This is a genomic window from Desulfobacula sp. (genome assembly GCF_030145145.1).
In the GTDB taxonomy this organism is placed as follows: Bacteria; Desulfobacterota; Desulfobacteria; order Desulfobacterales; family Desulfobacteraceae; genus Desulfobacula.
Window position 1 is genome coordinate 62,548 of record NZ_JAQYWD010000001.1, and the last position, 23,048, is coordinate 85,595.

The window sequence follows — 23,048 nt, forward strand, 5'->3', positions numbered from 1 at the left end:
GAAAAAAAGGGAAAAAATATGTCATATTCAATATTGATAGTGGACGATTCTTTACCCATGCGATCGGTTATAAAACGAACATTAAAAGCTGCCGGTTATGGCAGCTCAGAATTGCTTGAAGCCGCCAATGGCAAAGACGCACTTGAGTTGATGAACAATAGTTGGGTTGATATGATCATAACCGATTACAATATGCCTGTCATGAATGGCCTTGAGTTGATCAAAGCGTTAAAAAAAGATGACCTGTCAAAAGACATTCCGGTTGTTGTGGTCTCAACTGAGGGGAATGCGTCAAAAATTAAGGAATTTATGAGTTCCGGTGCACACGGCTATATCACCAAACCGTTTACAGCTGAGACCATCAGAGATTTAATCGTCACTATTCTGGGAGAAGTAAATTATGAAGAAGATTTTGATGACAGCGATGAAGGCTTTGATTTTTGAAGTTAATGTAAGCGAAAACTGGACGGAATCTATTTATGGTATCTGAAACAAATCTCAGTCCTGAACAGCATCAAAAACTTTCCAGGATTGTTTATAAAGAATCCGGCATTGTTCTTAATGAAAATAAATACAGCCTTCTGGTGGCAAGGCTGGCCAAAAGAATGAGGATAATGAAAATATCCTCTGTTTCTGATTATATGGATTTGATATCGCGTGATCCGGATGAGTTCGGTGAATTTATTGATGCGACCACGACCAATCATACCTATTTTTTCAGAGAAAACAAACATTGCGAATATATGGTCAAGGGGCTGGACAAAAAAAAACCGTTAAAGATTTGGAGCGCTGCATCTTCCAGCGGTGAAGAAGCGTTTTCCATCGCAATTCAATTGCTGGCCAATTCATTTACATTCAACATTTTTGCGTCTGATGTTTCTGATTCCATGCTGAAACTTGGTCAGCGGGCAATTTATCCAAATGATCGGGTGAAGAATGTCCCCGTATCCCTTCTGCACACTTATTTCCAAAAAGGGAAAAATATATGGGCGGATCATGTCAAGGTCAAACCCGTGGTTCGGCAATTGGTCACATTTTCAAAATTTAATCTATTGTCAGACAAACCTGTAGATACATTTGATATTATTTTTTGCAGGAACGTCATGATTTATTTTGATACGCAGACAAGACAAAAGGTTGTCGACCGCCTTTGCAGCGCATTAAAGCCGGGTGGCTATTTATTTGTGGGGTTGTCTGAAAGCCTTAATGGGCTTGAGCACACCTTGAAAACAATTCTACCGAGCGGCTATCAAAAAAAATGATACAATGAAGGCGACCAATATTGGCGGTATTTTTTTATATCAGTTATTAATTAGATGGAGGTATTTCAATGGCGGAAAAGCCTGTAATAAGAATTGGTTATTTGAAGATAACAGACCATCTTATCCTGGGTGTTAGTGATCTCAAATTAAAAAAAGGAATGGAAAAATTTGAGCATTGCACACTTGAACCGGTGGTTAAAAATGGGTGGAATGAGGTTGCAGATGCGCTTTCAGTGAAATCACTTGATGGTGCATTGATCCTTGCACCTACGGCCATGGATCTGTTTAAATCCGGTGTGGGTTTAACCTTACTGCTTTATGCACACAAATCCGGAAGTATTCTCGTAAAAAGCAAAAATGCCAACATTGAGAAGGTTGAGGATTTTGCTGGTAAAACAGTTTTGATACCCTACCAATTATCCATCCATAATATGCTGTTTCACAGGCTTCTATCAAAGAAAGGCCTGAAAGCCGGGCGCTCCACAGAAAAGGGGATTGATGTAACCCTGGAAGTTGTGGCTCCTTTCCAGATGCCCGAAGCCATCCAATATGATGAAGAGGGAGAGATCGGTGGTTTTATTGTGGCCGAACCCTTTGGATCACAGGTCATTGCCCAGGGGTATGGTGAAGAGTTTTGCCTGTCAAAAGATTTGTGGCCGGGACATCCTTGTTGTGTTTTTGTCATGAGATCAGAGATGGTTGAAAAATATCCCGAAGCCATTCAAGAAATCTGCAAAAGTTTTGTGAGATCGGGGCTTGCCATTGATGCCCAGCCAGAACCAGCCTCTATTATTGGTGGTAATTTTTTATCTCAGAATACAGATGTGATCAGAAAGGTGCTAACCCAGCCCCCGGACCGGATAACCACCGGTGAATTATTTCCTGTATTAGAAGACCTTGATATCATTCAAAAATATATGATGGACAAAATGAAGATTATGACCAGTCTTATTGATCTTGAAAAATTTGTAAATACTGAATTTGCCATCAAAGCAGGTGCAAAATAAAAACGGTTATTTGGCAGAATCAATAAATTTATATATTTGTGACATCACTTTTTTACTCCATTTTGATTTTCCTGAGATTGTCTGAACACCATCCTGGTTTAATCGATTTGTGGATTCTTCTGCACTCAGCCCTTCTGTTTTAAGGCGTATGATTGTTTTCAGGACAGCCGCTTTGTGTTTTTTTAGATTTTTTTTCGGCGTGATATCTGGTTTTAAAGACGGAGTCTCAGCAATAAGGGCCGACAAATCATCTGTGGGGGCCAAGAAATCAAGGGAATTAAGTACAGACAGATCGTCCATTTCTTGTGGTATTTCCACGGAAGAGATATTGTCAATTAACAATGAAAGGTCATCTGTCTGGTGTTCTGTTTCCAGTAATGCCTGGTTTGAATCTTTTTCTATTAAAATCGATAAATTGTCTATATCACCTGGACGCGGTTTAGGATCATCCAGAATTTTTGCTTGATTATCAATCTCAAATGGTTTCTTTATGTTTTCCTGATCGGATACCCGGGGCAGTTCCTCTTGGTCAATGAGCGAATATAGATCATCTAATGTTGCTTCACTCGTCAATGAATTTGCCTTCATTTTTTCTGGAGGGGGGGGGGCATCCACAAAGGGGGTGTCACCAAGTACATCTCCTTTGATCAAATCAGTCAGATCATCCATGTCGGTTTTGCTGTTTTCTAACCGATCATAGGGTGGGTCTGAAGAATCAAATACGCCTGATATATCCTGTTGCTCGAAGTTGGCTAACTCTTCTGAAAGGTTACTTGCCAGATTTGCTTCATTTTGTGTCAGTACCTGTGATGCCTGAAGTGCCATTTCTTTTGTTTGTGAATCATTGATTTGGAGTTGGTTCATTTTCAGAAGCGCATTGGCTATATTATTCATTGCCATGGCTTTTTTTTCTTCAGCCAAAGCCCTTTTTTCATGGGCTGTGGCAATCCTTTTTTGTTGAGTTGTGATTTCATCAATCAGTGATTTAATGAGGTTTAGTCCCTCTTTGGTTACCCGAAGATTTTCATCAGTCGGTTTCAGGCAATGGCTGTCAATCTTTGCGGTATCGTCTGCCTGTCCCGGATTTTTAAGTTTCCGGTCTATCTCCGACGGCAGCATCCCTTCGTCTAAAGATGCCTTTATATTGATTAAGATCGGAATTGTATTTCGGGAATAGTAGTCTTGCCCGTCAGCACAGTCAAAGGGTAACCATGGGCTGAACCGCTTTAATATGAATTTTAAGGTAGCGGTTCCCAAATTCAATTCTTGTGCGATGTCGTTAATTGATAATGGTTTTTCCTGGATCATTTCTACCTCCAAAAAAGTTATCCATTCTTCCAGCGTTCAATCTTCTCACAGGCATTATTTGCAGATTTCACAAGCGTTTTAATATCCACCGGTTTTTTTGAAATAATCTTCAAAGCCCGCCTCCCGGATCAACAACCAAAATTTTTTTCTCCAACATTGTGCTCCTTTTTAATCATTTTTCTCCAATTTTGAATCGGATATGCTGCGGCTTTTTTTGTTCCATGGTCGTCAGCACGGCTGTCCGCATTCATTGTGATCTTTATCAGTGATTTAATAATACCCGAATCGTCTTTAAGAGATCCTCTTTACCTGTCTTGTCGGCCTCATCAAAAGTTTATCTCCTGTTAATTCCGATGCGGTAATGATTTCTCTGCAAAGCCTGAATAAATGAACTGCTCAAGGTCAATGATCTTACCGATCCCCATAACATCATGCATATATTTCTGAATGGTATCAAAGTCCTCAATAACCGGGTAAAGATCATCCATCTTTATTGCCATTGGCTGAGAGAAAACCCTTTGGAGAACTTCCGGTTTCAAGCCAATCGTTCCATCGGGATCAAGAAATTGAACACCAATGTTTGACGCCCGTTTTTTATCATTTTCAATATATTTTCCGGTCTCTATCAGAAGGGATACAAACTCCTGCGCAGCATCCGGAAACTTATCAATGAAATCATTCTGCATGGCAACGATACAGCAGGGATGGTCTTTCCATCTTGAGGAGGAAATAAATTCAAGATTTCCTATTTCAGCGACCATGGCTTTAGTGGCGATGGGTTCTGCCACCATAAATCCTGCAACATCTTCATTCGCCTGCATGATCCCCGGCATTTTTATGGGGGGAACAACCTCAAATCTCACATTGATGGCCTCTTTCCCAGGCACCCCGGGTTTTAAGCCAAGCTCCCTTAAAAACTGATGGGCCAGCATATGATGCACAGACATCTTATGGGGAATATCCACAACCTTATATTTATAAAAACTCTGCAAAGAATCAAACCTCTGATCATAGCGTCTGCTCCGCACAAAGGTACTTCCATTTTTATGGGCGAGAAGAACCAGCTTTATGGGTGAGTCATAGGCAAACAGGTCCATGGCAATGGGGGCCAGAACAAATGCGCAGTCGATCTGACCATTCTCCAACCCCTCCTGGATGGGATTCCATCCCGCCTTTTTATCCGTCTTCAGTTCAAAATACTTAGGGGTTACCTCACCCGTTGAAATCCTGTGTTTGAGGGCACCTAAAACCAGATGGTCTGTGATCTGTATGTGAGCCACGGTTAACTCAACCTTGTTGTCAATCATCTTTCGATTTTTACGATTGTCAATTTTTTTTGTTTCAGGGGAAAATGCTTTTCGTATCCCTTCCTTTATCTGCTCAGCATCAAATGGTTTTGGCACATGACCGTTACCGCCTGCTTCCATAATGGTGATCTGCTGACCTTTATCCGCTTGGGCCGTTGCCATGATAAATGGAAGATTTTTGTATGTTTCCTGGCCTCTTAACCATTGAAGAAACTCAAGCCCATCTTTTTTGGGCATGTTCCAATCGCTTATCACAAGGTCTGGATTTTCCTGTTTTACTTTTTTGATGCCATCATCCCCATTGACAGCCATTATAATATTCTCAAATCCCGCCTGTTTTAGAATCTGCTTGAACATAACCCGCATTGTTCCGGAATCGTCTGCAACAAGAATTTTAATATTTGGATCTATCACCATTACATCACTCCTGTATTTATAGTACCATATCTGATTGTTAAATTAGTGATACTCCCTATAATCTCTTCATTGATAGGGGTACCAGTCCTGGTCCCGAAGTCTGTCAACCTTTAAAATGGCCACTTCATTGGTTTTTGTATTGAACACCACTTTTCTGCCTTTTTCCCCACCAACATCCTGGGAAGTGATCGATATCTGGTTTTTTAAAAGGATCTTTCTGGCAATATCAATATTTTTCCTTCCGACATCTTCATTGCTTTTTTCAGGATGATATGCGCCCCCATATATTTGCGCCTCAAGAGATTTGATTAAAGATTTCCGGGCCAGCATCATTTTCAGCAGGGTAATTGTCGCAATATTGCCATACAATGCAGTGGTTTTCCCTTTTGTGGCAATATAGGGGAAAATAAAATGATTCATACCGCCGATCCTTTTCTCCCTGTCAAAAATACAAATCGAGACACCAGACCCCAGGACCGTGGATATGCCGACGGAATGGTCCGGCACTAGAATATATCCGGGTTCTAAAAGGTAATGGTTGGCCAGTGAATTTTCACTGGAATGATTATCCTGATTCATACACTCCTCTTTATTCTTTTGGCAAGTCTGGCAACCAGAAGGCTGCATTTTTTTCATTGAGGACCACGCCGGATTCTTTATCAACAATTTGGGAAAGTTTTTTGTGTTGCCCAGGACTCAGTTCTGTTTCGGTTACCATAAAATAGGTCCATTCAATTATAATTTACATTGTTTCCAAAAGCGATATGGCCTTATTGGCAATCGCGTTGATATCCTGAACATAATCAACCGCACCGATGTTTATTGCTTCCTTGGGCATGCCGAAAACCACACTGGAGCGTTCATCCTGGGCAATATTTACGGCACCCGCCTTTTTCATGTCCAGCATTCCGGCAGCCCCATCTTTGCCCATACCAGTCAAAATGATGCCCAGGGCATTGGCCCCGGCAAATCTGGCAACGGATTTGAACAGGACATCCACCGCAGGCCGCTGATAATGGACAAGGGGGCCGGTTTTAACCGCTACATAATATCTGGCACCACTTCGTTTCAAGATCATATGGTAATTGCCCGGTGCGATCAAAACCTGGCCGTTTATAACCGTATCCCCATTCTGCGCTTCCTTGACCCTCATTTGGCAAAGTTCATTCAGTCGCTGGGCAAAGGAGGTGGTAAACTGGGCTGGCATGTGCTGGACTACCACAATCCCTGGGGTATTGTGGGGCAATCGGGTCAATACATTCTTTATCGCTTCCGTTCCACCGGTAGAAGCACCAATGGCAATGATTTTATTTGTTGTGGCTGCAAGGGCCATTGATCCAATGGACGTTAACGGTTTTTTCTGGGTGTTTTGAACGGGTGAAGTCATTATTTTTGCCCCATAAACCGCCCTGATTTTTTCTGCAAGCTGCAGGCTCATATCCCCTACTGAATAAGCCGTGCTCGGTTTTGAAATTACCTCAAGGGCACCTAAAGAAAGTGCCTCAAGGGCAATTTTGCTGCCTTTGCTCGAAAGAGAACTGACAATAATAACCGGAAGGGGATAGTATTTCATCAGTTTTTTTAAAAAGGTGATACCGTCCATTCTTGGCATTTCAATGTCAAGGGTAATCACATCGGGTTTCAGCTTGATGATTTTTTCCCTGGCAACATAGGGGTCCGGCGCAGTACCGATAACGATAATTCCCCTCTGTTTAGACAATTGTTCAGAAAAAACTTTTCTGACAACAGCCGAATCATCTACAACCAGAACTTTGATATCATTGGGCATATAAAGGCTCTCCAATCTTTCACTTAGTCCATTATTATGGTAATTGCCATTTTTGATTCAGTGGTTTCAACAATGGTAAACACCTGTTTTTCTGAAATTTCTGATGGATCCATCATTTCAGGGATGCCCAGTTCAAACGGAACTTTAGATTTTGTTTTACTCAAGGCATTGCCGCAGACCATGTTCAGCATTTCTGTTAATGTCCCTGAAAGATGATCTTGTGTAAGATTTTCACTGACCTCTCCCATAAAATTCTCCGCCATTTCTGCCGCAAGAATTTCAGGTGCCATGAGAATCAGGCTTCCGGAAGCATCCCCTGTAAATACCAGCCTGCAGACCAGATTGTTTTTTTTATCCATTTTACACTGAGCAAGTGTCGCTTCCCGGCCAAATTCAACAGGCAAAAAAAACATGGTTTCCATGACTTCAGAAATCGAAGCCTCCATCGCTGTCATCAAAATTGTCTTCATAATGTATTTCTCCAAGAATATTCACCATTAAATCTCTGATTGCTTCACCTGTTTTTTTTAAGCCATATGTAAGAGTGTGTCTACTTCCTGCATATTTATGCCGAACTCAGCAATAATCATTAAAACATCCGCCGCAGACAACCCCAGGTTTTTCATCACCTGATGTTTAAACCGATATGAAAGGCCATCAGATCCCACCCCGTTTCCTATCATCATGCAGATGCAGTCCGCAAGATAAACCGCTGCAATGTCCTTGTCGTAAATTTTGCTTTCGTCGGTCAGGTGATGGTGCCGGATGATGTTGATCATCCGGGGGCTGAACTTCCACATTTTTGTAATCATGGCACCCAGTTCAGCATGATCAATACCCAGAATCTTTTTTTCCGCTTCCAGGAAGCTGAAGTTTCTGGTATCAACCAAACGCGTAATTTCCTGAGATGCATTCGCTACATGGTTTCCTAAAACATTTTTTCCAATATCTTTAATCAGAGCGGATGTGAATATGACGTTTTTATTTTTTAAGGACAGCTTCTCGGCCACCAGTTTGGCGACCACGGCTGAAGACACGGAATACTTCCACATATCGCCTTCAATTAAGCCATATCCCTCCTGGCTTCCGGAAAGGGCTCTGGCACCTGATTTTATGAGTGCAAGTTCAATCACCTGATCCGTGCCCAGCATATTCACGGCATCTTTAATGGATTCTACTGGATTTTTAAGGCCAAAATAGGCAGCATTACACGTTTTTAAAACGCTGGCAGTGATAACCGGGTCATATTGAATCACATTGGCAATATCTTCCATTGAACTGTCCGGGTTATCCACCACAGCCAGAAGTTGATGGGCCACAGCAGGAATAGGTGTCAGATCTTTGATCTGTTTCATAAGCGTCTGAAGGGATGTCATATCCTCACCTCCTTGGCCCCGGACGTTTTGACATAGATGTCTCCTGTCGCAATTTCAATCCTGACGGTCCGATTGGTGTTCCCGCCAACATCCTGCTTGTTGATTATCACATTATTCTTAAAAAACATTTTTTTTAGGGCCATGTAATTTCTTTTGCCGATATTGAAAAAGCCTGCCTGATCCAGGATTTCTGCACCGCCTGCAACATAGATCGTCATTCGTTGCTTGGCTGCGCCCAGATTATAAGCGGTTTTAAACAACCTGGGTATTCCGGAATCTGCAAACATATAGGGCCTTGCCGTTGCCTTTGTCTTGTCAATGGAAGACTCGGGGAGCATATAGTGAAGGATTCCGCCAACCTTGACGGCAGGATCGTAAATGACAAGCCCGATACAGGAACCAAGAGAATAGGTGATAATCGATTCCTTTGGGTTATTGCTCACCTTCATATCTGCAACACCAACTATCTGTTTCATTCTGTATCCCTTTTATTCGCTCAAATTCGAAGCTTTTAAATTCATCACCTAGACTCAATTGAAAAAATACCATGGATATCTAGAATCAACCCGACTCTTCCATCAGAAAGAATGGCACCGCCAGCTATCCCATCCACCTCTTCAAGGTTGCTGCCCAGACTTTTAATGACATATTCGTCCTTGCCCAAAAGTTCATCTATGAACAGGGCTCTTTTTTCACCTTTTGATTCCACAACCACCACAAGACCGTCTTGAACAGATTTCTTGTGATGACTGCTACCATAGATTTCATTTAAACGAATCATGGGGATCAGGCTTCCACGGTCTTTGACCATCTCGTCTTCGCCGGCAACCGTAAAATAATCCTCTTTTTCAGGCTTAAATGCTTTTTGAATGGCAATTGTCGGAATCACGTATTTTTCTTGATTAACCCGGATCAACATTCCATCAATAATCGCAAGTGTCAAAGGAAGGCTGATCGTAAATTTTGTGCCACGGCCTTTTTCAGAGGCAATGCTCAATTGACCTCTAAATTTTTCTATGCCGGACTTGACCACATCCATGCCCACCCCCCTGCCTGACACATCCGTGATTTCCTGGGCCGTGGAAAAGCCAGGCTGAAGAATCAAATCATATGTTTGCGCATCAGTCAGTTGTTCATTGCCGGTAATAAGACCCGTCTCTTTTGCCTTTTCAAGAATTCTGCCTTTATCCAGCCCTTTACCATCATCTTGGATTTCGATAAGGATATGTCCCCCCCTATGGTAGGCGCGAAGAGTAATTTTACCCTGGGACGGCTTTTCATTTTCAAGACGGTCTGATGTAGATTCAATCCCATGATCACAGGAGTTTCTGATCATATGCACCATGGGTTCATACAGTGCATCGACCACATTTCTGTCTATCTCCGTATCTTCTCCGACCATCTTCAAATTAATCTCTTTGCCTGATTTTTTTGCTAAATCCCTGACAAGTCGTATCATTTTCATAAACGTGGCTTTTATGGGGATCATCCGCATGGACATGGCAATGTTCTGCATATTGGTGACGATCAGACCCAATTGTGACACGTTTTGGCTAAGAGACGGATCATTTATTGTTTTTTGTTTCAACATAGACTGGGCAATAACAAGCTCTCCTGCATAATCCACAAGGTCATCCAGCTTTTGAGTGCTCACTTTTACCTGGGCATCCACTTTCTTTTTAGGCTGGTTTTGATCAATCAGAGCGGAGGCAACCTGATGGGGTTGAACCATTTTTTCTTCAACCAGTATTTCTCCAATTCTTTTCTCCGGTTGGATTTTCTGAATCTCAAGGGCCTGGTCCAGGGAGTTCTGACCCACTATTTTTTTCTTGACCAATATCTCCCCCAACGGTTCCTTGTCTCCTTTTGTCAGAGAAACCTGAAGGGTTTGAAGTTTATCTCTTAAACCATTCACATCAATATCATCATCCGGCGGCATGACTCCTTTATCTGTTCCCTGGCTGACCCTGGCGATGAGGTTTTTTAACGTATCCACTGACTCAAGGATGACATCCGTGGCCCTATCATTAATTAAAAATTCTCCGCTGCGGGCACTATCCAAAAGATTTTCTGTGGCATGGGCAAGCTTGTTTATTTTGGTCAGGGATAAAAATCCAGACACCCCTTTGATGGTATGAAAGGGGCGGAAGATATCGTTGATAATATCCATATTGGAAGGGTCCTGCTCCAGGTCAATCAAATTTACTTCAATGGTATCCAGATTTTCCAGGGCTTCAGATACGAAATCCGTCAGGATTTCCATATCATCATCTGATATTTTCTCGGGTGATCTTTTTTCTGGATCTGTCTGAATTTTAATGGCAGGCTTGTCTTTAGGATCCATCTCTTTGATTTTTTGCTCTTCCATGAAGTTACTTTCTAATAATTCCAAAACATCAGAATAATCAAAGGCAAAGGGTTCCCCTCTTTTTAAATGATTGAATATCGACTTAAGGAGTACCAACCCTTCTTCAATCGGCTGTGTATTGTATATATCCTCAAGGATCATTTTTTCTAAATAGGTTTTGCAGGCCATACAAGTTTGATGAAATGCGCGGGGTTCAATCTCTTTTGAAACGTCAATGAGTCCGTCCAGGCTATTGAGCATGTCGTCAAGATCAGGAACATTTCCTGGACAAAACCCACTGATCATTCGGCTGAACTCATCCAGTTTTTTTTCTAATTGTTCAAAATAATCAGGTATAGGGTCTGTTACAGTTTTAGTTGAACTTTTTTCTACCATCTCACCGATCCGCCCATCTTCATCTAAATTTTGAAATGATCTTGAAAGACCAGAGATAAATGCCTCCAAAGCAGTTATTTGCTCAATACTGGTTTTGGAATTATTCTGTATGCTGCTGTTAATTATATTCTGAGCCTTTATAATTTCTCTGGCTTCCAGTGTTAATGAGAATCCCATACAATGTGTGTGAATGTTTTTCAGTATTGGCAACAAAACAGACAAACTTTCTGGTTCTTCCGGATCGGCCAGAACAAGTTCGCAGGAAAACTTTTCAATCAAATCTTTAATACGCGCATAAGACATCATAAACACCTTGTTTTTATATTTTTCAAAGATAACCCTCCAAAAAAATATCATTAATTTTGTAGCAAATATCCATTAGAGGATCTGAAATGTTAAATTTTATGTTGCCTATTGTCATCTTGTGTTGTCGTTTGAAATTCAGGAATTTAGGACCCAATAGTATTTTTTCCTGTCTTGGCTGTTTTAGGTTTAGAAGAAATGGTTTTCATTCGATTATGGCCACCAAAGGTGTTGTCCTGGTTTTATTTAAATTCTTAATAAAAAAAAATTTACGATGCTTTATTTAGGTCATCTATTTCCTCGATTGACAGCACCTTATCAATATTCAGTAAAATTTTAACCCCCCCGTTTATTTTTGCCAGACCCAGGATATAGGCCGTATCCAATGCAGTGCCAAAGGCCGGGGTATCTTCAATTTCGTTTTCCTGGATATTTAATACTTCTGAGACCGCATCGACCACAATGCCGATTAACACCGTGCTGGTTTCCAACTCTATTTCCACAACAATGATACAGGTCCGATCCGTATAGGGAATCTCCCCCATATTAAATTTCAACCGGAGATCCATCACTGGGATAACCTTTCCCCGCAGGTTGATAACCCCTTTTAAGAATGCAGGCGTTCTTGGCACAGACGTGATGGGCATCATGCCGATGATTTCCTTCACCTTGAGAATACCAATTCCATATTCTTCTTCATCGAGTGAAAATGTCAGGTATTTTCCGGTTTTAATTGTCGTTTCCTTAATTGCCTGGTTCATTGTTTTAGTCAATTGATCCATCTTTAGTTTCCTCCATTATTATTTGAAACGATTTTAATTTTTTTTTCTTGCTGGGTCATCTTGATTAATACCGCACAAAGGTCATCATAGGTGTCGTTTACATAGGTGAAATATCTTGGAAAAAAATGGTGGGCGACCGATGTTGTGGCATTTGAATCATCCGGAAGAATCAGGAGAATGCGTTTGCCTTCCAGCAAGTCAATCAGTGAGGTTAATTCTTTTAAGCGATCTTTAGAATCTGTAAACAAAACAAAAATTTCTTGATCGTAAAGAGAAACCTGTTTCAATCTTGTTTTGAACCCATTAAACGTCTGGAAGGTTTCAATTTCGAGCCCTTTGAAATTTTGTTTGATAAGTTTTCTAAAGGTTGTACCTTTACTGGATGCATTCTGATGAACAAAAAGTATAAGTTTCATATAAACTCATTTCTAAATTAAGTTGAATTTTTATATTCTCTAAAATCCATACATTACAAAATGCATGCCATGGCATAAAATTATTTTTTTGTTTAATTTCAGGTAGTTAAATATATATGGGTTTATTTGAAATTCTTAAGAATCGAACAATATTATTTTGATTGAAAAGATAACTATCTGAATTTATATTTTATTTTCTATAAAACGTGAAGCTATCGCAAAGATAGGAATGTCGCAAGGATGGGACAGGCTTTAAATGCCTTTTAAATCATACTGCTGCATAAGCCTATAAAGCTGACTTCTTGAAAGACCGGATATTTTGCATGATTCTTTTATGTTTCCTTTAGTGCCGGACAACAAATCTTGTAAATACGCGGATTTTGTTTTTTCAAGATGGTCTTTAAATGGAAGTTTGCTTTGATGCATTTTTTCTTTTGCAAAAGGATCGGGGGGTTGGGTGTGTTTATTCTTAAGTGTTTTGAATTTCTTTTTAATATTAGATGCTCGAATATGTTCCGGAAGATGATGAGGGAAAAGCTTACTACCGTATCCCGCTTTACTGCATACCAAATCAATCGTATTAATAAGTTCTCTTACATTTCCAGGCCATTCATACATTTGAATCTCTTCTAAAAAATCTTGTGACATGGTGCAGGTATTTTTTTCAGCAAGATCACTTTTCTGTTCCATACGACTGAGAGCAATCGATTGTATATCTTTTTCACGGTCTCTTAAGGGTGGAAGATGTATATTTATCGAAAACAATCTAAAAAAAAGGTCTTCTCTGAATTGATTTTTATCGACCATCTCTGTCAAATCACAATGGGTTGCACTGATCAACCTGAAATCACTGTTTATTTCTTTTTTACTGCCAACCGGTCTGAATCGCTTTTCCTGGAGAGCTCTTAAAAATTTTTTTTGCATACCCATAGGAAGTTCACCCACTTCATCCAAAAACAGGGTGCCTTTGTCTGCCATTTTAATCAGTCCGATTTTATCTGAATCCGCACCCGTAAAGGCCCCTTTTATATGACCAAAGAGTGTACTTTCAACTAAATATTCCGGTAAGGAAGTACAGTCAAGGACCACAAAATCAGATTGAGATTGTTTGCTGTTATTATGAATAGCCCTTGAAAATAATTCTTTACCAGTCCCGGTTTCTCCTGTAATTAGAACGGGAAGATCATTACATGCTGCTGAAGAAACTTGATCAAAGCAATTTAATATTTGCCGGCATTGACCAATGATGGCGCCCTTGTTGATAGGCATATTTTGAATTTTGGAAAGCTTTTGCTCTCTGTATTCCAATGCTCGAGCCAGAGATAATTTAAACTCCGTATGTGAACCGCCTTTTTGAATATAATCCCATGCCTTTGACCGCATGGCAAGTTCAGCTCCATCTGAACTTCCCTCTCCCGTCATGATGATTACTTCCGGGGCCGTAGAACAACCTCGTATATGCTTAATCGCGTTGAGCCCATTGCCGTCAGGAAGCTTAACATCAAGAAAAACAATATCAAAATCATCTGTAGATACTTTGTCGATGCCTTCTTTGAGGGTTAAAGAAAGCTCGACCATATGATCCATTCTGGTAAAAATCTTACCAAGAGTCCTGCAGACCTGGTGATCATCATCAATAATTAGAATTTTTGACATTTTGTTATCCTAAAAGTATTCAATCCTTTGATTGTCATCCAGAACCCTTCTCACTTCCTTGGCCATGTCAGAACCGATGGGGGGTTCATCATCAACCAGTAAGATATGCTCAGTTCCGGTTTCAACAGGCACCTGTTCAAAATTTGGTTCTACAATCTCAGAAGTTTTCAGCAATGGTAGGTAAACTTGAAAGGTTGTACCCACTCCAGGCTCACTCATAACGTTGATATCACCTTTATGTTCTTTTACAATTCCGTACGCCACTGACAAGCCAAGTCCCATACCCTTGCCATTTTCTTTGGTGGTGAAATAGGGCTCAAAAATTTTATCTAAATGTGCTTTGTCGATTCCAATACCATTGTCTGAAACAGACAGCATTGCATAATCGCCGGGCGGTAGCATAAAATTGGTTAGTCCATGTTTTATCTTGATTTCCCGGACCTCAACACCTATCTTTCCCCCACTATTTTGAACAGCATGATAAGCATTCGTGATAAGGTTCATTCCAATTTGATGCATCTGTGAAGGGTCTGCCAACACGAGACCACAATCCTGTTGCAGGAACTGGTTAATATCGATATTCATCGGAATTGAAGCACGGCTGAGTTTAAGGACTTCTTTTAGTACATGTTGCATCCTCACTGGTATCAGTTTGTGCTCATGCGGGCGACTAAAAGCAAGAATCTGTTTTACAAGTTCGCGGCCTCGCTTTCCTGCAATCATAATTTCGCTGGCATTTTCTCTTTCCGGACTGTTGACCGGCAGGTCTTCTGTGAGCATTTCCGCTAAACCGATAATCGGGAATAGGATGTTGTTGAAGTCATGGGCGATGCCTCCAGCAAGGTTTCCAATAGATACCATTTTTTGGGGGTGCTGAATTTGTTTTTCCAATTGTTTTTGTCCGGTTATATCCCGAAGGAAACAGATATAGCAACCGCCATCATCATCTCGATATTGAACACTGACCTTAACGTCAAAGACTGTCTCATCTTTTCGACGATGCCGGCTTTCAAATCGGTCTTTTTTAGTCTCGGTTATCTTTATCAGACGGTTCGATATCTTCGCCGCTTCGGTCCCAACAACTTCGAGATCCGAAATGTTCATTTTTAACAGTTCATCTGGACTATAACCACTCATCCGGCAATACGTTTCATTCACTTCAAGTAGTTTTCCATTTTTATCTGACAACCAAAATCCATCCATGGCTGTCTGGAGAATCGCTTTATGTTGTTCTTCCCTTGCCCGTAGTGATTTAATCGCATCTTTATCTTCCGAAATATCCGTCAAAGAAAGAAGGACCTTTTTATTTCCATTTATGTCCAAAAGGGAAGTGGATATAAGAAGGTCCATGACGGTTTCATTGCCATTGATTAGAAAGGTCATCTGCCCTTCTTTAAGGGAGGGTTCACCTGTTTGAAAGGTTGACAGCGTCAGTGATCTCAATGGGCATTGGGAACATTCCAGCTCTTGTCCACACCCTTCAGCACCAAAAGAATTCAGGCAATTGAAGGCATCACCACACAGGGTAAGCGAAAGGGCTTCTTTGGATAGATCGAGTCTTTTGAAAAGGAAGCCTACAGGGAATGAGCAGATAAGGCTAATCAGTGAAATATTAATAACGAACATCAGCCACTCTTGATGAGGTCTGTTAAAAACACCTGCCCAGGCAGCATTATCGGCATCTACAAGTGAATAAATGACCAGAAGAACAACTGCGTTGAGTATGATTGATAGCACTGCACCCCATTTATTGAAAAAAATAGCAGACATGATGCTAATCATCAAAAGCCATGCAGATCTTTCATAGTGAGGGCCAAGAAAAATAAAAAATGAAACCATCAATATATAAGCCAATAAAAGCCAGAGATATGGTACAAGTTTTGATGACCCTTTTTTAAAAAAATAAACAAACGCAATGATAAGATAGATAATCAAGTCTATAACGATTAATGTATAGACTTTTTTTTGAAGAAAAATTGGCAGGGTGAATATCATTCCAATTGGAAAAGCGATTAATGCAAACAGCATCATGGCATTTATCAGCCAAAGCCTGGAATTTTTTAATCCAGCCACGGTATTTATATCTGGTAAATACCAGATGTACTTTTTAAAGAAACTTTTAGTCATGACTGTTCCTTGGAATCAGAATCGCTTGCACTAGCTTAATCATGATAAATTTCTAAATCAGGCGAATGCTTATGGGCACATTTTTGGCAGATGCTGTGGCTAAATTCCACTACAGCATTGGTCATGTCGCCAAGAATAAACGGATTATTATTATCAGCTGTTTCCATCCACAGTTGATTTTTTCTATTGATTTCATTTTTTCTGGCATAATCAGGTAGTAAAGAAAATTCAGCATTACTTTTTAAAAGAGCATTATGGATAATCGGAGCAGAGGAAATAGTGACTGTAATTGCTGTTTTTTCTTTAAGATGGGATTCCACGTGCAAAGCAGCTTCTTTAGAACGAGTTTTAATATATTTCATCCTCCGTATTTTTCAGAGTATCTTCAACATACGCAAAAGATATCCTCATTTGAAAAAATATGGTATTAATAATAGATATAACAAAAAAATACAATTCTTTTGTTAGAATTTGAGTAAGGTCAAACTTCCCTGAACTGGCAACGTTATTATGATAAAATTTCATGATTCTTTTGCCAAAAAAACACGAAAATAAGAATTGATAAAACGGATTAACAGTGCATCAAAATAGACCCATTGATTACATTTACCATGGTATTGTTTGTTACAAATTTATTTTGAACACTTCAAATAATGTTGTATATGAATGTTGGCTAGGATTTCAAGCAGCACGTAACTGCGTCTTCAATAGAGGCAAACTCAAACTGAAATCCATTATCCAGTAACCGTTTTGGCATAACCGTCTGCCCGGAGGTGATGATCTGGGCTCCCTCGCCGTAGAGCAGGCGAAGAACAAACATCGGGACCGGTAAAATGGTCGGCCTTGAAAGGGCCTTACCCAGGGCCCGGGTCAACCCAAGGTTGGTGGTCGGATTAGGGGCGGTCATATTATAGACGCCTTCATAGGTTGAATCATTCATGGCTGCTTGAAAAACCCGGGCCAGATCTTTTATATGTATCCAGGAAAAAGGCTGGCTGCCATTACCAATGGTGCCGCCCAGACCCAGTTTGAACGGTAAAAGCATCTTTTTCACAATCCCTCCCCCCTGTCCGAGAACGACACCAAAACGAAAAATGGCAGTGCGACAGCCAAACGCCTTTGCCCTTAAGGCTTCTTGTTCCCAGTCCCGGGACAGGTGCCCCAGAAAATCATCGGCCGGCACATGGTCATCTTCGGTATGAATGCCTGTGGCAGCATAATAACCAATGGCAGACGTCGAGAGAAACACGCTGGGAAGCGGTTTCATTAAGGCGCAGGCATTCACCAGTTTTTCGGTCAGGCCTACCCGGCTGTCATACATGATTTTCTTGTATTTTTCAGTCCAGCGACTGATCACAGGTGCTCCGGCCAGGTTAATGACAGCACTGGCCCCCTGCATATGTTTTGCCAGCTCCCCGGGTGACAAGGCAAATTCTTTGCGGCCCAAGCGGATGATTTCCCAGCCGGTTTCCTGGAATTTACGGCACAAATTGGAACCGACAAAACCACTGGCCCCGCTCATTGCGATGATATAACGGTTTTCCTTCATTTGAATCCCCTAAAACTAACGTCCTAAAATTGAGTAAATTCAGTTTCAATATTGTGACGTATTCTGAAAACGGTTTCAAGAATTTTTTATCTTTAACCGCCGTGACCATTTCCGGTAACAGGTCTGTCATCTTTAAACGGGACTCTGTGTATAAAGGGGATCCTTCTTAACGGCCACTTCTGTTCCATTATTTTTCTGGTGTGGATCAATTTGCAGGGCGATTTGAGAGGTGTGATTGATAATCCTGAAGTCCACCTGATCTTCCACCGGGATAATTCGGGCAAATTCATTCTGCCTTAAAAGAAAAGATACAGCTGTAAACGTCATACCGGCTGCTGAAAAATAGACAAAGAATCCACTGGGATTGTCCAGCAGCGCCATGACGGATGATGAAATCATGGGGCCCATCATGGAGCCGATACCATGAAACAGCAAAAGAGCAGAGCTGACAGTGACCACATCCCTGGGTTCAAACATATCATGGGTCCTTGCCACGGCCACAGGATAGATGCTGAACATCAGCCCGCCAAAAAGACTGGCGCCGGCCATGAAAAGTCCGAAAGAATGTTGAGATGCCAGAATCATCAATCCGCTGATAATGGCAAAGAGTCCGCCGATTACAGGTATCACAATGGATCTGTCACATCGATCTGAAAGGCTACCCAGGGGCAACTGAAATAAAAGTCCTCCCAATACCGTAATCATCATGAAACTGGACAATTGGGAGACAGTTAAACCCAGTTGCTGGCAAAAGACCGGCCCCATGGTATAAAAGGCACTGGAGGTCAAACCGGCGGCAAAACATCCGAGCAGCCCCAGGGGAGCCCGTTTCATAATTGTTTTCAGCCCCACAGACCTCACATCCGCCAGGCGGGGATGTCGGGTACGGGTCATTGCAACCGGTATAATACAAGACACCAATAACAAACCGATAATAAAAAACAGGCTCTGGCCTGCCACATTGCCCAGGTTGAGCAACTGCTGAGCGGCACTGCTGCCCAGGAAATATATCACCATGTAAATGGAAAACACCCGTCCCCGCGTCTGGGGGGTGGCGCTTTCGTTCAGCCAGCTTTCAATGATCATGAACAGCCCAATGGTTGCAATTCCGGTAAAAAATCTTAACGCTGCCCAGGCAAAAGCAGAAACATAATAACCATGGAGCATGACCATGGCCGTGGCAAGGGCAGCAAAAACACCAAAAGATCGAATGTGGCCGATGCGCTTCATCAGATGGCTGCAATAAATGGTGCCCACAGCAGAACCGATAAAATAAGCGGTTAAAATCAATCCGGTTGTCTGGGTTGAAAATCCTTCAAGGGTCAGCCTTAGGCTTAAAAAGGTTGACAATAATCCCAATCCCATTGCCATGATCAGCACAGCAGTATAAAGGGCCATAAACGATTTTAATATGGATGTCATAACACAGGTTCCAATAAGTTTTTCATACATGTTAAAGGGGGTTAAATGGTAACAACTTCAGGCAGGGGTTTGATGAAGTGTTGACCGAGACTATAGGTATACGCGCCCTGACATGGAATCATCAGGAGATCTCCCGGCGTGATGTCCTTGCCAAAATAGGTATATCCCCATACATCATGGGGGGTGCACAAAGCGCCTAAAATATCACAGGGTTTTTCCGTTAATGCGCTTTGGCTGAGATTGAGTATGGGGAAATAATCGGTTTCAAACCGTTCCCAGCCAATGGCATTGGTGCCGGCGTCGGTGATGACCAGATCATGATTTTTTTTATCGATTACCGTAAAAAAGAGATGCATGGCACTGTGGCAAATCCATCTGCCGGGTTCAAAACAGATGCGGCAGTTAACCCAGGGGAAAATATGGGTATTGATGGTTTTAAAAAGGATCTGGGCAAACAGTTCTATGGGGGTTGAGGGTCTCCGATAATGCGCATTGCCATGCAATACATCCTTGTTGTCGGCACGTTGGCGAAGACCTTCATCGGTGCCTGCAAACTGAAGCCACTCTCCTTCTTCCGGCCAGTAGCCGCCGCCAATATCTATAAATTCAATGCACTGATTAAACCGGGCGGGCATTTTCTTGAGGGTTTTGCCAAGCAAGACAATAAATGCCAGTTGCCTGTCCGGTGTCAGATTCCAGCTCGAATGAAATTGAAGCCCCTTAAACTGGATATTGGGCAGGTTTTTCACCTGATTCCAGAAGGCAGGCAATTGTTCCGGGAGAATGCCGAATTTTCTCCACAGCCCGTTTGGGTTTGTGGTTAACCGGATACCCACCCGGACAGGTGGCGTGGCGTCTGGTTCAGAAACCAGTGCTTTAAGCCGTTCAAGCTCCCCAAAACTGTCTAAAAGAAGGGTGGTCCTGTCTTTATGGGCAATGGCCAGGGCCAGCTCTTCATTGGTTTTACCCGGCCCGCTGAAGATAATATCCCGGGCGTTTAACGCCAGGGCAGATGTCAATTCTACTCCGCTGGAGACATCCAGGCCAAACCCGGATTCGACCAGGGTGGCAGACACATCCGGATGGTTATTGCTTTTCATGGCAAAATAAAAGGCAGTTCCGGGGAAAAAACGGTTAAATGCTTCTGACAAGTGTTTCGCATTCTGTTTTAACGTGGCAGATTCCAGAATCCACAGGGGGGAGCCATGGTTTTGAACCATTGCCTGATACGTGTGTTTACGGTCAAAATAGCCACGAACAAACGGCTCCAGGACATCCCTTGGCAAAAAAGGGGTGCCCGGCAGGGGGTGATCAGACATGACAGGTTATGATGCCTCCGACAAATGGGTTGGCTTTTGATGGGGTTCGATATGGATATCTATTGTTCGGGCAATACTAAGGGCCTGGGATTCAGGATATTTGCCATTTGACGGCTCAATGATCACATGTCCCAAAGACCAGGAGTCGTAGTCATCTGGCGGTAATGTAATTTGCCGGCCCGGTTTTTTGGTTAATAAAATATGTTTTACCCGGGTGTCTGCCAGCAGATGGCGGGTTTCTATTCCTCTGAGGGTGCCGCTTTTGTCTGCATGGAGTCGGATTCCCACATGGGGTGTAACCGTATCATACCGGGTGAGTTCCAAAGGCGAGTGTCGTGCAAAATCAAGGCTTAGTTTCAGTATATCCGTCCCGGTGGACATCTTTAACAGATAGGGCAGACAATCCCCCCCGGGCCGGGGGGTCAGTTCAATCAACTGAATGGTGTTGCCGGAAACAATGAAATCAACCATACAGATGCCTCTGTTGATTCCCAGGGCCTGTGCACTTTTCAGCAGGAGCTGATCCACCGCATCAGGATTGATCGAGTGGGGCAGCTGTCCGGGCAGCACATACCCAATGATAGTGCCGAATGGCCTGAAGGGTGATTTGATTTTTCTGGTCATCCGGATGATATGGATGGCATTATTTTCACAGATGAAATCACAACTGTATTCAGTCCCCTGGATCAATTCCTCGGCAAGCATCAGGTGTGTTTGGCCAGGGGATTTTTCAAACAGGGGATTTTGTGCCCTGTTTTCCAGACCGTTGTGTATGAGATTAAAGGCTGCATGACACTCCGGCTTACTGGTACACTTGAAAACAAGTTCACTGCCGCTCCCTGTCAAGGGTTTTAAAACGCATCCGGATGTGACGGAACGAAAAAAGGCCAGGACATCTGAAATGGTTTTTATGGGGGCGACCCTGGGGCATCCGATACCATGGCGCGTCCAAATCTGTTTGGACACATACTTGTCCCTGCAGTTTTGAATGGTTTTTACCGACGGATAATCAAGGCCCCATTTTTCCGCAATACAGGCTGTAAGGGCCATTGACTCGCAATCAAAACAATAAATACCCTCAATGGCCTGATCCCATGTCTTCACGTGCTTGTTCAATCGTTCAAGGACCTGAAACGTGTCAGATAGATTTACCAGAATCTCTTCCTTGGGAGAGGGGCATGCTTCTTGTGCAGCCTGCCGGATCCCGGGTGCGGTGACAAACAGAGTCCTTCCAGGACAGGACGTCCGGATCCATTGGATATAATCGGATGTTGTACCGACCACCAGCATGATTTTATGCACAGATTTTTTGTTCCTTTGTTTCAAAGGTCAGGTCCATATAATTAAACGATGGATGGTGGTTTAATTCATACAAGGGTCGGGGCGTGAGATGGAACCGCTCTTTCCAGTTAAAATCGCCGCAGAGAAAGTCAACAGAATCAATTCCCTGGCAGCAGGACCAGTCCATATGATGGAGATTGATAAGCTTGGCCACCCCTGGGAAATCCGGGTTTGTCCCCCCGGCCAGCAATGTGTAGGCGTTTTTATACACCGCTCCCATGTCCACGGCAGCAATGGACCCATCAATAAGCACTGTAGTGATCCTCATCATTCCCATCCGGGTGAGAAACATGGCAAGATTTTCAAAGGAATGGTAAAATCTTGGATCACTAAAGTAAGAGGCTTCTCCAAAGGATTCCCTGTTCAGTTTGACAAGGTGGGCTAAATCCTTTGATTGGTTGAATCTAAACGTCACCTTCCGGGCATGGAGTTTTTTCAACTCTGCATTGAGCTTTTTTCTGGATTTACCGGAAAAAGAGAGCAGATAATTTTCAAAGGAAAATCCATATAAACCCGGATGAAAAAAATATCCGATTTCGTCCGGCATTAGGCGGTTCGACAAACCCAAAACGGCATTCCAGCAAAGATAGCGAAGATGCAACGGTCCTGGAACGGAGTCCAGTAAATTTTCTATAACCTTAGGCGTTTCTGCGATGATCCGGTTTTGCTCGAGCCAGGTTTTTCCCTGCCACGTTTCTCCGGGAAACTGAACATATTGTTGTTTTTCCCCGTCCCAGCACAGGGCCAGAAGTCCCACAGGCCGCTGATTTTTTTCAACCACATGAAAGTGCAGGGGTCTGGAAAACGCATCCTGAAAACAGGAGCGGACCTGCCACAAATCAAACAGTCCTCTGGCTGGCCAGAGTTTTTCCCATATCTGTCTGCACTGTTCAGGATCTTCGTAGATAATGGTCTTCATCATTT

22 protein-coding genes are annotated in these 23,048 nt (G+C 42.3%); 3 read left to right on the plus strand and 19 right to left on the minus strand.

What is annotated here, in order from left to right:
• The first annotated feature begins 18 nt into the window (after nucleotides 1–18).
• The 3 genes from Q1Q15_RS00280 to Q1Q15_RS00290 all read left to right on the plus strand — a co-directional run bounded on the left by Q1Q15_RS00280 (nucleotide 19) and on the right by Q1Q15_RS00290 (nucleotide 2,269).
• Complete coding sequence (locus Q1Q15_RS00280; RefSeq protein WP_300454991.1) at nucleotides 19–444, plus strand: response regulator; 426 nt, start codon at nucleotides 19–21, stop codon at nucleotides 442–444.
• A gap of 35 nt (nucleotides 445–479) precedes the next feature.
• Entirely contained in the window at nucleotides 480–1,262 is a 783-nt protein-coding gene (locus tag Q1Q15_RS00285) for a CheR family methyltransferase (protein WP_300454994.1), read from the plus strand.
• Nucleotides 1,263–1,330: 68 nt separating this feature from the next.
• Nucleotides 1,331–2,269: an ABC transporter substrate-binding protein gene (locus Q1Q15_RS00290; protein WP_300454997.1), complete on the plus strand. Its 939-nt coding sequence runs from the start codon at nucleotides 1,331–1,333 to the stop codon at nucleotides 2,267–2,269.
• A gap of 6 nt (nucleotides 2,270–2,275) precedes the next feature.
• Here Q1Q15_RS00290 and Q1Q15_RS00295 read toward each other — a convergent pair whose 3' ends face one another.
• The 19 genes from Q1Q15_RS00295 to Q1Q15_RS00385 form a co-directional block, all read right to left on the minus strand.
• Nucleotides 2,276–3,577 (minus strand): hypothetical protein, encoded by a 1,302-nt coding sequence (locus tag Q1Q15_RS00295; protein WP_300455000.1) that lies wholly within the window; start codon nucleotides 3,575–3,577, stop codon nucleotides 2,276–2,278.
• A gap of 344 nt (nucleotides 3,578–3,921) precedes the next feature.
• Complete coding sequence (locus Q1Q15_RS00300) at nucleotides 3,922–5,301, minus strand: ABC transporter substrate-binding protein (protein ID WP_300455003.1); 1,380 nt, start codon at nucleotides 5,299–5,301, stop codon at nucleotides 3,922–3,924.
• A gap of 66 nt (nucleotides 5,302–5,367) precedes the next feature.
• The gene (locus Q1Q15_RS00305; RefSeq protein ID WP_300455006.1) at nucleotides 5,368–5,880 is read right to left on the minus strand and encodes a chemotaxis protein CheD; all 513 of its coding nucleotides are present in this window, start codon (nucleotides 5,878–5,880) and stop codon (nucleotides 5,368–5,370) included.
• A gap of 10 nt (nucleotides 5,881–5,890) precedes the next feature.
• Complete coding sequence (locus Q1Q15_RS00310) at nucleotides 5,891–6,019, minus strand: hypothetical protein (protein ID WP_300455009.1); 129 nt, start codon at nucleotides 6,017–6,019, stop codon at nucleotides 5,891–5,893.
• A gap of 24 nt (nucleotides 6,020–6,043) precedes the next feature.
• Nucleotides 6,044–7,090, minus strand: coding sequence for a chemotaxis response regulator protein-glutamate methylesterase (locus Q1Q15_RS00315; protein WP_300455012.1), 1,047 nt, complete (start codon nucleotides 7,088–7,090; stop codon nucleotides 6,044–6,046).
• A gap of 23 nt (nucleotides 7,091–7,113) precedes the next feature.
• Nucleotides 7,114–7,560: a chemotaxis protein CheX gene (locus Q1Q15_RS00320; protein WP_300455014.1), complete on the minus strand. Its 447-nt coding sequence runs from the start codon at nucleotides 7,558–7,560 to the stop codon at nucleotides 7,114–7,116.
• Nucleotides 7,561–7,617: 57 nt separating this feature from the next.
• A complete protein-coding gene (locus Q1Q15_RS00325) occupies nucleotides 7,618–8,466 on the minus strand; it encodes an HDOD domain-containing protein (RefSeq protein WP_300455017.1) in 849 nt (282 codons plus the stop codon).
• Nucleotides 8,463–8,942 (minus strand): chemotaxis protein CheD, encoded by a 480-nt coding sequence (locus Q1Q15_RS00330; RefSeq protein ID WP_300455020.1) that lies wholly within the window; start codon nucleotides 8,940–8,942, stop codon nucleotides 8,463–8,465. Before Q1Q15_RS00330 ends, Q1Q15_RS00325 begins: the two co-directional genes overlap by 4 nt.
• 44 nt (nucleotides 8,943–8,986) lie before the next feature.
• Nucleotides 8,987–11,515, minus strand: a complete 2,529-nt coding sequence (locus Q1Q15_RS00335) for a chemotaxis protein CheA (protein WP_300455022.1) — start codon at nucleotides 11,513–11,515, stop codon at nucleotides 8,987–8,989.
• A gap of 266 nt (nucleotides 11,516–11,781) precedes the next feature.
• Nucleotides 11,782–12,294 carry a chemotaxis protein CheW gene (locus Q1Q15_RS00340; protein ID WP_300455025.1) on the minus strand — a complete coding sequence of 171 codons (513 nt, stop codon included), beginning with the start codon at nucleotides 12,292–12,294 and terminating at the stop codon, nucleotides 11,782–11,784.
• A gap of 2 nt (nucleotides 12,295–12,296) precedes the next feature.
• Nucleotides 12,297–12,710 (minus strand): hypothetical protein, encoded by a 414-nt coding sequence (locus tag Q1Q15_RS00345; RefSeq protein WP_300455028.1) that lies wholly within the window; start codon nucleotides 12,708–12,710, stop codon nucleotides 12,297–12,299.
• A 252-nt stretch (nucleotides 12,711–12,962) separates the two neighbouring features.
• Nucleotides 12,963–14,366, minus strand: a complete 1,404-nt coding sequence (locus Q1Q15_RS00350) for a sigma-54 dependent transcriptional regulator (protein WP_300455031.1) — start codon at nucleotides 14,364–14,366, stop codon at nucleotides 12,963–12,965.
• Between the two features lie 9 nt (nucleotides 14,367–14,375).
• Nucleotides 14,376–16,493 carry an ATP-binding protein gene (locus tag Q1Q15_RS00355; protein WP_300455034.1) on the minus strand — a complete coding sequence of 706 codons (2,118 nt, stop codon included), beginning with the start codon at nucleotides 16,491–16,493 and terminating at the stop codon, nucleotides 14,376–14,378.
• A 35-nt stretch (nucleotides 16,494–16,528) separates the two neighbouring features.
• On the minus strand, nucleotides 16,529–16,855 hold the full coding sequence (locus tag Q1Q15_RS00360) for a hypothetical protein (protein ID WP_300455036.1): 327 nt from the start codon (nucleotides 16,853–16,855) through the stop codon (nucleotides 16,529–16,531).
• Nucleotides 16,856–17,166: 311 nt separating this feature from the next.
• Nucleotides 17,167–18,042: a TIGR01777 family oxidoreductase gene (locus tag Q1Q15_RS00365; RefSeq protein ID WP_300455039.1), complete on the minus strand. Its 876-nt coding sequence runs from the start codon at nucleotides 18,040–18,042 to the stop codon at nucleotides 17,167–17,169.
• Nucleotides 18,043–18,174: 132 nt separating this feature from the next.
• Nucleotides 18,175–19,464 carry an MFS transporter gene (locus Q1Q15_RS00370; protein ID WP_300455042.1) on the minus strand — a complete coding sequence of 430 codons (1,290 nt, stop codon included), beginning with the start codon at nucleotides 19,462–19,464 and terminating at the stop codon, nucleotides 18,175–18,177.
• Nucleotides 19,465–19,505: 41 nt separating this feature from the next.
• Complete coding sequence (locus tag Q1Q15_RS00375) at nucleotides 19,506–20,783, minus strand: alanine racemase (RefSeq protein ID WP_300455045.1); 1,278 nt, start codon at nucleotides 20,781–20,783, stop codon at nucleotides 19,506–19,508.
• Nucleotides 20,784–20,789: 6 nt separating this feature from the next.
• Nucleotides 20,790–22,085 (minus strand): ATP-grasp domain-containing protein, encoded by a 1,296-nt coding sequence (locus Q1Q15_RS00380; RefSeq protein WP_300455048.1) that lies wholly within the window; start codon nucleotides 22,083–22,085, stop codon nucleotides 20,790–20,792.
• The gene (locus Q1Q15_RS00385) at nucleotides 22,078–23,046 is read right to left on the minus strand and encodes a GNAT family N-acetyltransferase (protein ID WP_300455051.1); all 969 of its coding nucleotides are present in this window, start codon (nucleotides 23,044–23,046) and stop codon (nucleotides 22,078–22,080) included. Before Q1Q15_RS00385 ends, Q1Q15_RS00380 begins: the two co-directional genes overlap by 8 nt.
• Nucleotides 23,047–23,048 lie beyond the last annotated feature (2 nt).

Excerpts from the sequence above, each read along its gene's own strand:
- Q1Q15_RS00365 (WP_300455039.1), bottom strand. The coding sequence starts at position 18,042 with ATGAAGGAAAACCGTTATATCATCGCAATGAGCGGGGCCAGTGGTTTT.
- Q1Q15_RS00355 (WP_300455034.1), bottom strand. The coding sequence starts at position 16,493 with ATGACTAAAAGTTTCTTTAAAAAGTACATCTGGTATTTACCAGATATA.
- Q1Q15_RS00290 (WP_300454997.1), top strand. The coding sequence starts at position 1,331 with ATGGCGGAAAAGCCTGTAATAAGAATTGGTTATTTGAAGATAACAGAC.
- Q1Q15_RS00300 (WP_300455003.1), bottom strand. The coding sequence starts at position 5,301 with ATGGTGATAGATCCAAATATTAAAATTCTTGTTGCAGACGATTCCGGA.
- Q1Q15_RS00295 (WP_300455000.1), bottom strand. The coding sequence starts at position 3,577 with ATGATCCAGGAAAAACCATTATCAATTAACGACATCGCACAAGAATTG.
- Q1Q15_RS00320 (WP_300455014.1), bottom strand. The coding sequence starts at position 7,560 with ATGAAGACAATTTTGATGACAGCGATGGAGGCTTCGATTTCTGAAGTC.
- Q1Q15_RS00385 (WP_300455051.1), bottom strand. The coding sequence starts at position 23,046 with ATGATGAAGACCATTATCTACGAAGATCCTGAACAGTGCAGACAGATA.
- Q1Q15_RS00370 (WP_300455042.1), bottom strand. The coding sequence starts at position 19,464 with ATGACATCCATATTAAAATCGTTTATGGCCCTTTATACTGCTGTGCTG.
- Q1Q15_RS00310 (WP_300455009.1), bottom strand. The coding sequence starts at position 6,019 with ATGGTAACCGAAACAGAACTGAGTCCTGGGCAACACAAAAAACTTTCC.
- Q1Q15_RS00305 (WP_300455006.1), bottom strand. The coding sequence starts at position 5,880 with ATGAATCAGGATAATCATTCCAGTGAAAATTCACTGGCCAACCATTAC.
- Q1Q15_RS00360 (WP_300455036.1), bottom strand. The coding sequence starts at position 16,855 with ATGAAATATATTAAAACTCGTTCTAAAGAAGCTGCTTTGCACGTGGAA.
- Q1Q15_RS00375 (WP_300455045.1), bottom strand. The coding sequence starts at position 20,783 with ATGTCTGATCACCCCCTGCCGGGCACCCCTTTTTTGCCAAGGGATGTC.
- Q1Q15_RS00330 (WP_300455020.1), bottom strand. The coding sequence starts at position 8,942 with ATGAAACAGATAGTTGGTGTTGCAGATATGAAGGTGAGCAATAACCCA.
- Q1Q15_RS00315 (WP_300455012.1), bottom strand. The coding sequence starts at position 7,090 with ATGCCCAATGATATCAAAGTTCTGGTTGTAGATGATTCGGCTGTTGTC.
- Q1Q15_RS00325 (WP_300455017.1), bottom strand. The coding sequence starts at position 8,466 with ATGACATCCCTTCAGACGCTTATGAAACAGATCAAAGATCTGACACCT.
- Q1Q15_RS00335 (WP_300455022.1), bottom strand. The coding sequence starts at position 11,515 with ATGATGTCTTATGCGCGTATTAAAGATTTGATTGAAAAGTTTTCCTGC.
- Q1Q15_RS00340 (WP_300455025.1), bottom strand. The coding sequence starts at position 12,294 with ATGGATCAATTGACTAAAACAATGAACCAGGCAATTAAGGAAACGACA.
- Q1Q15_RS00285 (WP_300454994.1), top strand. The coding sequence starts at position 480 with ATGGTATCTGAAACAAATCTCAGTCCTGAACAGCATCAAAAACTTTCC.
- Q1Q15_RS00345 (WP_300455028.1), bottom strand. The coding sequence starts at position 12,710 with ATGAAACTTATACTTTTTGTTCATCAGAATGCATCCAGTAAAGGTACA.
- Q1Q15_RS00280 (WP_300454991.1), top strand. The coding sequence starts at position 19 with ATGTCATATTCAATATTGATAGTGGACGATTCTTTACCCATGCGATCG.
- Q1Q15_RS00350 (WP_300455031.1), bottom strand. The coding sequence starts at position 14,366 with ATGTCAAAAATTCTAATTATTGATGATGATCACCAGGTCTGCAGGACT.